This is a genomic window from Paenibacillus sp. MSJ-34, from assembly GCF_018918005.1.
Taxonomy (GTDB): domain Bacteria; phylum Bacillota; class Bacilli; order Paenibacillales; family Paenibacillaceae; genus MSJ-34.
This window is the reverse complement of sequence record NZ_JAHLPR010000089.1, coordinates 1-8,815: the sequence shown is the minus strand read 5'-3', so window position 1 is coordinate 8,815 and position 8,815 is coordinate 1. Positions and strand designations below refer to the sequence as shown.

5 protein-coding genes are annotated in these 8,815 nt (G+C 38.8%); all 5 read left to right on the top strand.

Going from position 1 to position 8,815, the window contains the following annotated elements; genetic code table 11:
- The first annotated feature begins 285 nt into the window (after positions 1-285).
- The 5 genes from KQI79_RS26585 (at position 286) to KQI79_RS26565 (ending at position 8,635) form a co-directional block, all read left to right on the top strand.
- On the top strand, positions 286-1,773 hold the full coding sequence (locus KQI79_RS26585; RefSeq protein WP_253298431.1) for a DNA cytosine methyltransferase: 1,488 nt from the start codon (positions 286-288) through the stop codon (positions 1,771-1,773).
- A gap of 195 nt (positions 1,774-1,968) precedes the next feature.
- A complete protein-coding gene (locus KQI79_RS26580) occupies positions 1,969-4,185 on the top strand; it encodes an McrB family protein (RefSeq protein WP_216541363.1) in 2,217 nt (738 codons plus the stop codon).
- Complete coding sequence (locus KQI79_RS26575) at positions 4,157-6,574, top strand: restriction endonuclease-like protein (protein ID WP_216541362.1); 2,418 nt, start codon at positions 4,157-4,159, stop codon at positions 6,572-6,574. Before KQI79_RS26580 ends, KQI79_RS26575 begins: the two co-directional genes overlap by 29 nt.
- A gap of 59 nt (positions 6,575-6,633) precedes the next feature.
- On the top strand, positions 6,634-7,395 hold the full coding sequence (locus KQI79_RS26570; protein WP_216541361.1) for a hypothetical protein: 762 nt from the start codon (positions 6,634-6,636) through the stop codon (positions 7,393-7,395).
- Positions 7,396-7,444: 49 nt separating this feature from the next.
- The gene (locus KQI79_RS26565; RefSeq protein ID WP_216541360.1) at positions 7,445-8,635 is read left to right on the top strand and encodes a Shedu immune nuclease family protein; all 1,191 of its coding nucleotides are present in this window, start codon (positions 7,445-7,447) and stop codon (positions 8,633-8,635) included.
- Positions 8,636-8,815 lie beyond the last annotated feature (180 nt).

Genomic DNA, 8,815 nt, shown 5'->3' with positions numbered 1-8,815 from the left:
GTAGACTTCACCTAAAAGGTGCTCCTCTCTTTGGGTGTAGTGTTCTCGACAAACACCATTCTACCAAAGATTTGGGCACTTTTTTATGTTTTCAATGAACGGTACTTTCGAAATTTAGGGTCAAATAATTTATTGACTGCTTCTTCCCTTAGATGCTCAACAATGTTTTGCGTCAATTTTTTTCATCTCCTGCGAGGTAATATTTTATCAAAATCCCACTTTAAACCAGAATGTTTGTTTGGTATAATGATATGAGAACAAACGTTCCGATTGGGAGGGATAAATATGACAGAAAAAAAAGCCTGGACTTTTTCGAAAAATTGTAGGATAATATCTATTGATAATTACCTACGTGAAAGCAACTCAGATTATATCGTTAACACCAAGAAGTTAAGGCACTGGAGTGATTTAATGAAACCACTTGCTATTGACCTGTTTTGTGGAGCCGGAGGTATGAGTGAAGGAATTCTTCAAGCTGGGTTCCACATAATTTTCTCAAGTGATATTAACGAGTCTGTTAAATTGACTTATACGAACAGACACGAACGATTGGGATTGCACCACGGGGAGAATACGCATTTCGAACTCGCCGATGTTAAGGAACTGTCCGGGGACAGTATCCTTCGTGCAATTAAAGATCTTGAACTTTTTAAAGGTCGCTCAATCCCTACTATTGATGCGATTTTTGGTGGACCACCTTGTCAAGGATTTAGTAGGGCAGGTCAAAGAAAAAAAGATGACCCAAGAAACCTCTTGTTCAGGGAATATCTAAGAATTGTGAATGAGATTAAACCCAAATACGTAGTTATGGAGAATGTTGAAGGCTTCTTAGATACTAAACTTCAAGGTTATCAAGGTGTTAAAGGAAAACTATATGATGACGATATGGTTTTACCTGATATTTTGTTAGAAGAATTTAACCAAATCGGTTACCTTACCTTGAAGCCTAAGGTCCTTGACGCTTCGGATTATGGAGTACCACAGAGACGTAAAAGGGTAATTTTTATTGCTTATGCAGATGGGCAAGCTACCCCCCAATATCCAGAGCCGACAACATCGAATGATACCCAAAAGATCTCAGTCCTCGATGCAATCGGTGATCTGATAATCAGCCCATCATTACGTTCACAGTTCAATCCTGTGACTACGGATTATCAGATGGAATCTCAAAACGGCAGGACTCCAACAACCAAAAATTTACGAATACCTAACCATCATTATACTTATAATCATGAACTTTCAAAACATAATTTATTAATCACCGAACGTTTCTCATTATTCCGCCAAGGTGAAAGCTCAGCTATGCTGATGAAGAGAATACTTGAAGAAGGACTCGATTTAAGGCGATATCCTTCTCTCTTGCAAGAGTGTCAGAATAAATTGGCCCAAGAATACAGTACTGATGAAATAATTCAAAGATTTTTGAAAAAGAATATCACCAATCAAATGCTTGAAGCATTACTTACAAAGAAGAATAGCCGTATAAAGCTATTAAGTACAGGCATTGCTCCTACAATGGTAACATTACCAGATGACTTTTTATCACCATTTGAAAATAGAATATTAACTGTTCGTGAAATGGCAAGACTTCAATCCTTTGATGACAGTTTTGAATTTCTTGGAAAACGCACCACAGGGGGGCACAGAAGAAAAATCGAAGTTCCCCAATATACTCAAGTAGGTAATGCAGTTCCTCCACTCTTGGCAAAATCAATTGCTATAGAAATTAAAAAAGCTATTCAAAGGTCTTCAAATGTATTGAATGTAATTTAGAAACAAGAACCCCACTAAACGTAGTGGGGTTCTTGATTTAACCGCTTTTTTATAGAGTGGAATTAGTATAAAGTTCGCAATAAAATTGCAATTTGCAGGTATTCCCTCTCATTTTGCCGAATTAATAGGACTAATGTCGGAAAATTTAGAATATTGTAAGTCTTTTTTAACATAAAAATGATACGGGTGATGAACATGACGTTACCAGCGGAACTATCTTCAATTTTTGTACATAAGCAAAAATCTTATAAAATGGTGCTTGTCCTGGCACTAATAGATGAAATGAAAGTGAGCAACCAGAGGGAAGTATCCTTCAATGAGGTGAAGAAGCGGTTTCTTGGCTATCTTCAGCAAAGAGAGGAAATTGGTGCACCTGTTGATCAGCCTCCAGATAAGATCGCTTCCGGATGGGAAGCAGTAACCTTGAATCAAGTTCAAGCGATCATTGATACGCCTATTGCAGCGTTATCCGCGCTTATAGAGAAGAATGCGGAACTGCAAACGATCGGCTTTCAGGAGAAATGGTATAGCCAGTGGGATAACAGCGTATGGAATGAGTTATACGACTATGCAGTGGAAGAAATACAAAATTACTATAGCCAACGAATGTTAGGTCTCTCGTTCCATGAAGCATTAATTAAATCTGTTGCACCCGAGGAAGATGATGAAGTAGGAAGCTACAACTACATGATTGCGCATCTTTATTTGACTCAAGGAGTTACAAATTTTTTGGGATCAGTGTACCCTATTGGGGCAACTATAGAGCAGTTAATCGATAACCAAAATAAAGTCTTATTCTCAGGTGACGACGTTAAACGTCCAAGAGTTCGTATCCAGCATATTGGGCGGGCCTTGTCTGAACTGGGTCTTGTTGAGTTGAACAATAAAACATACATATTAACAGAACAAGGATATGAATTCTATTTAGATCGAGGACAGAACTTCTGGCAACTCGGCGAACAGCAAATAACATTATTACGTGAATATATTACGAACCACGATCATTCCAACTTATTAAAAGCAATTCGTAGTGCTGTTCAAATCGTTCAGGAGCTACGACAATTTGATTTAACGAATTTTAGCGAGCGATTTGTCGCTGCACTTGGTAAACAAGATTCCTGGGGAGAAGTTACACAAAATAGTAGATCGAGATTCGTATTAAACTGGCTCCAAGAACTGATGTATATAACCAAAGAGGGGAACCAATATATTGCGATGGATATCGAGGAACAAGCACCTGTCGATTCATTGACAGTTACGGACAGATTGGCATACATTAAAACCTTTATTAAGCAAAAAGGATTCCAATATCCTGATCATATGGTCGAGAACTTCTATCTCTCCCTCAAATCTAAGCCCTTCGTCATCCTTGCCGGCATATCAGGTACGGGGAAAACGAAGCTGGTGAAACTATTTGCGGAAGCGATCGGAGCGACGGAGGCCAATAAGCAGTTTACGCTAATTCCCGTGAGACCGGATTGGAGCGATCCGACGGATTTGATTGGATACCAGGATCTTTCGGGTGTTTTTCGCCCGGGAGAGCTGACGAAAGTTCTAGTAGAAGCATCGAAACGAGAGAATCGGCACAAACCTTACTTCATCTGCTTAGATGAAATGAATCTGGCGCGGGTGGAGCATTATTTTAGCGATGTATTGAGTTTATTGGAAACGCAGCATTGGAAAGATGGCCGGATCGTAACTGATACCATTGTACCGAAAGAGATGCTACATACAAGCGGAAACGAAGAGCGTACGGCCGATTTATACATACCGGACAATGTATTTATCGTCGGAACCGTCAATATGGACGAGACGACCCATCCATTTAGCAAAAAAGTGCTGGACCGTGCCAATACGATCGAGTTTAACTACATTGATCTGCAGGATTTCCCTGAGATAGAGATAGAGAAGGTAATTGTAGAACATGGCCAAGCGCCTTCATCCTTGTTACGGAGCGATTATTTACAGTTGAAGGATGCGTATGCGGAACATTCCGAGCTTATTAAGAAGACAACCGAAAAACTGGTTCGAATCAACCAGATGTTAGAAGAAATTCATGCTCATGTCGGTTTTCGGGTCCGGGATGCGATTTGCTTTTATATGATTTATAATCAGCGGTTTGAACTGATGACAGAAGAGCAGGCATTCGATCTGCAACTATTGCAGAAAGTGTTGCCGAGAATCCAAGGAAGCAGTCAATCGGTCAAACGTTTGATCATTGAACTCATGCTATTTTGCACGAATCAGAAAGGGAAAATGGAAGAGTTGCTAAATGACGCCTCTCAACTATATGATCCTTGGCGGCGTTCTGGGGAAGAAACGAAAGCGCTCTATCCGCAAAGTGCGCGAAAATTGGCTTACATGCTACGGAGGTTAGAGGAAGATGGATTCACCTCATTCTGGCTCTCTTAATCAACCGGTGGAACTGTTACGAATTGAGACGAATCTCTTTGACCTGTATATGGAGGGAAAGCCGTTTCACCCCACGGTGGAAACGTTGCATTTGCATCGTCAAGATGTGGAGTGGGTGGAAGCTTCGTTAGAGGTCGCTACCCATTCCTCGTTGTTGCAATTTCACTCCGTCCAGGTGTATTCGCCGAAATACGGAGCGTTGGTCGATGCTTTGCAGGAAACGGTGTATCCTTGCTTTTACGAAACGCAAAATTATGAACTTGTCATTCATAAGAAAACGGAAGATCAGCTTTATTTTCATCATGAGAACATTCATCTGCGCCAAGCGATCGGGCAGAAAGGGAACGAGATTCTATCTGGCATTCTAAATTTCAAAAATGAGGTTGGCTACACCGATCTGGAAGTGAAGGTCAATGGCGGAGCGGGACTTCAGCTTCGGCTTGAAATTTTCCCCTCGAAATTAGATTACAAACGGGATTACCAAGCGATCCTGGAGGATGTGAACCGGCAAATATATAATCTGTCGTTTGATTTTTTGCGGAAAACTTATCATTTCACGGGGCTGAAAGAAACGCAAAACCCGAGTTTAACAGAGTTCTTCACGATCTCACAGCATGTATTTCAACAACTTGTCGGTGCGATTGAACGAATTAAGGATGCTCCGCATCATCGGCTTTATCAGGAACAGAAACTTATGGATGCTGCAAAAGTAAAGCGAGCAGGCAAGGAAAACATCGCCTTCCTAGCACGTCATCCGCATTTTCTTGAAAAGGATGCAAAGCATGGCGTTGTGGAGGTAGGCGGGCAACGCTATCGACCGACGAAATTATTGGAAACGAAGCGGAAGCTCGATTTCGATACAGGGGAAAATCGTTTTCTTCGATGGGTGCTGGAACGAATCGATAGCAAACTGAAGCAGCTCCGTTCGCGGATCGCTCTGAAAGATCGAAAACCCGATCCGCTTCTCATCGAAAAAATCCAGCGCATGCAAACGCAAATTCAACGCTTGTTGCAATTTGATTTTCTCCGGGATACGGGGCCATTAAGACAGATTTCCGTTTCGCTAGTACTGCAAATGGCACCGGGATATCGCGATGTTTATCGGATCTACTTGATGTTAATGAAAGGGCTTTCGATTCAAAGCGATCTGTTTCATTTGTCGATGAAGGATTTAGCTCAGTTGTACGAGTATTGGTGTTTTCTCAAAATTCATGATCTATTAAGCAAAAAGTATAAGTTAATCAAACAAGATGTCATCCGGGTCAATCGAAACGGGTTATTCGTTACTTTGGATCGGAAGCAATCGGCGGCGGTGCAGTACGAAAACCCGCGCAACGGCGAGCGTTTCACATTGTATTATAATTCCTTGCCAGCCGAGGACCGCCAGTGGCCGACCTTATCGCAGAGACCAGATAATGTGTTGACATTACATAAACATGACGTCGATCAAAAGCAGCAGATTTATAAATATGTGTTCGATGCCAAATACCGCCTCAACCCTGCTTACGAAGGTACGCCCTATCATAGAACTTATGGACTACCCGGTCCGGAGGAAGAAGACATAAACACGATGCATCGTTACCGGGATGCCATTGTCTACCAAGAGGCGGGTACGAACCAGTACGAACGCAGCATGTTCGGGGCATATGTGCTTTTCCCGTATGCGAATGAGGAACAATTCCAACAGCATCGGTTTTATAAAAGTATCGAGTTGATAAACATTGGCGCATTTCCGTTCTTGCCGAATGCGACGAGCCTCATGGAAAAATTCTTAGACGAGCTTATTCAGGATAGTCCGGAAAAAGCATACGAGCGATCAACGCAGTCTCGCGGAACGAAGCAATATTACGAAAATAAACTCGGCGGCAAAAATGTACTGGTCGGTTCGTTGAAGGATCGCTCGCAATTAGACCTAGTCAAGGAAAACACATTCTATCACATGCCGCTGGCTAATATAACCGATCATTCGATCTTAACGCAGCTAGAGTATATTGCGATTTACCAATCGAAGAATCTGTTTGCATCTGGGCTACAGGGTGTTTTCTTGTATGGGAAAATTGCTGGCTGGCAGGTCATACCACGTGATCAGATCGAAGAACGTCCGGCACGCAAAGGTACCGAAAACAAGCTTTATGTCAAATTTACGGTCGAACAATGGCAGACAAGACCAACACCAATTCTATCAGGCGGACTGGGAGTGCGAACCTGCCTCTTTACCACGAAATATATGTTCGATCGCGCCACCGAGATTGCCGAATTGAAGTTGGAGACGGAAGAGCAGCTTAGAGAGTGGCGGGAGAAGAGACGATTGGGTCGAGTGAAGGTGGAACTCGATCATGAGCATGTGGATGTGGCGGGGAAGGTGTTGGGGGTGAGGGTGCAGGAGTAGGGAAAGAAGTTAACTTCTCTAAAAAGCATCAATCCTAAATACGCATGGAGGAAAATAAGATGATTGAAGCAGCAAAATTCTTAATAGAGAGTAAAAGTTGGTTGATTGCCTCTATTTTTATTTTTCTAGCTATGATTCCGTCTGCAATTCGTGCTTTCTCAAAAACTAAATTAGAGTTGATGCTTTTAAGCAGAGATAAGAGGAGATGGAATATACTTCTAAAATATATTTTTGGAGGTATTGGATTGACTGCTTTTAATATTGTAATAGGTTTTTTGTTCTGGGAGGGAATTGAGAAAAAAAATATTGATATAGTTATTAAATTGGCAGCGATAATAATTGTACTTTATTTTTTTGTTTTTTTATTTTTATTAATATTACTTTTTTTCAAGAAAATAAAAAAAATTAATTATTCTAAAAACATGAAAAACATAATTTTGTTAATCATCATGCTCCACATGATTATGCTGTGGTTTATGTATTTTGCTATTGATATAAGTTTTTTTTATCATGTTCTTGAGATGACAACATTGAAAGGGAATGAGATTCCAATTATTTTATTTGTTTTTCTCTCTTTAATACCAGGAATAATAGTTGAAGGATATTTGAATTGGGCGCGTTCTTACGGTTTCCCACAACCCAAGCAAAAAATAATAACCATCGAAACGGAACAAGGAGAACTCTATTTATTAAATACAAAAGATGAGAAGACGTTAATATTAGGGGATAAAGAATACGAAGAAGATTGTGACAGAATATTTTATTACAATATCGAAGAGGGAAAAGTGACTACTACGTTAAAAATTGGTCACATTTCTTAGTGATAATTATCAATCTGACAACGGTATACAGTAAATTATAGGAGTAGATATGATAAAAATAATTCGAGAAAATGACTTTCTGTTACTGGAATATTATCCCCAAAACGGCGTACAGTGGGTTTATGATATTTTCTTAAAAGGAAAATCAATAACTTTAAGAAAAACATATACCTTTAAAAAAGAAGACTTATATAATCAAGATGATTTTGACAATTTCGATATTGATGAAGATCGTATTGTATTTAAGATAGGTATTTTAAATGGCGATTATTATAAATTAAATAGCGAAGTATTATCCTTAGACGTAGACTTATATATAAAATCAAATATTGATATAAATGACCGAATGTTCACAGCTTATAGAAACATATCGATTTTTAGAAAAATCAACGAGATAGTTAATGAAGATATTCATATTGGGGATGATAGCGATAAGCTCCCTCTTTCTGTATTTGAAAGATTAATTAGTTTATTCCCGAATACTAGTGAGCTCAATAAATATGCAAGTGCACGCATAGGTAGTATTTTAAGGGATTACTTTGATAGTACTATTGATGCCCATTATATATACGAAAACTACATGAACAAAAAATATAAAAACGTTAAAAAAGAAAATCTGATTAATTTATTCTCACATCAAGAGTTTGAAAAATATAATTATCTACTCGAACAACTAAAATATATGCTAAAAAATGAAATAAACTATACTGAAAAACAATGGCAAAAAATGATTTTACAGATCATCCAATTGATCTATCCTAAATATATTAAAGTTTTTGAAGAAGTAGAAATCAAAGATGTATACAATAATAAAAATAAAAGACTCGACTATTTGCTTGTAGATTCAAATGGCAATATTGACATCATTGAAATTAAAAAACCATTTGGACAAAGTATCGTTTCTCAGAATAAATATAGGGATAACTATATTCCGTTAAGAGAACTTTCGGGTTCGGTAATGCAAGTTGAGAAATATATATTTTATTTAAACAAATGGGGGAGGCAAGGTGAGGAAACATTAACGAAAAGGTACCAAACTCAATTACCTGATAATTTCCATATTAAAATTGTTAACCCGAGTGGAATTATTATTATGGGACGTGAACATACATTGACACAAATACAGAGTGAAGATTTTGAGGTCATAAAAAGAAAGTTCAAAAATGTTATCGATATTATTACATATGATGAACTAGTATCGAGATTAGAACATATTATTTATAAATTCAATACACAGTAAAAATAGCCAATCAGTTGTTTGCTTTTATATAAAAGAAGTGAATGAACCATTCTTCCTATATTGTTTACGCTGAAGCATAATGCCCGAAAGCTGACGGTATTGCCTGTCCAGGGATTGACGAATATAATGTCCGTATCACAGAAAAGGAAAAGGATGCCTCCATATAGCGTGAGCCTGTTC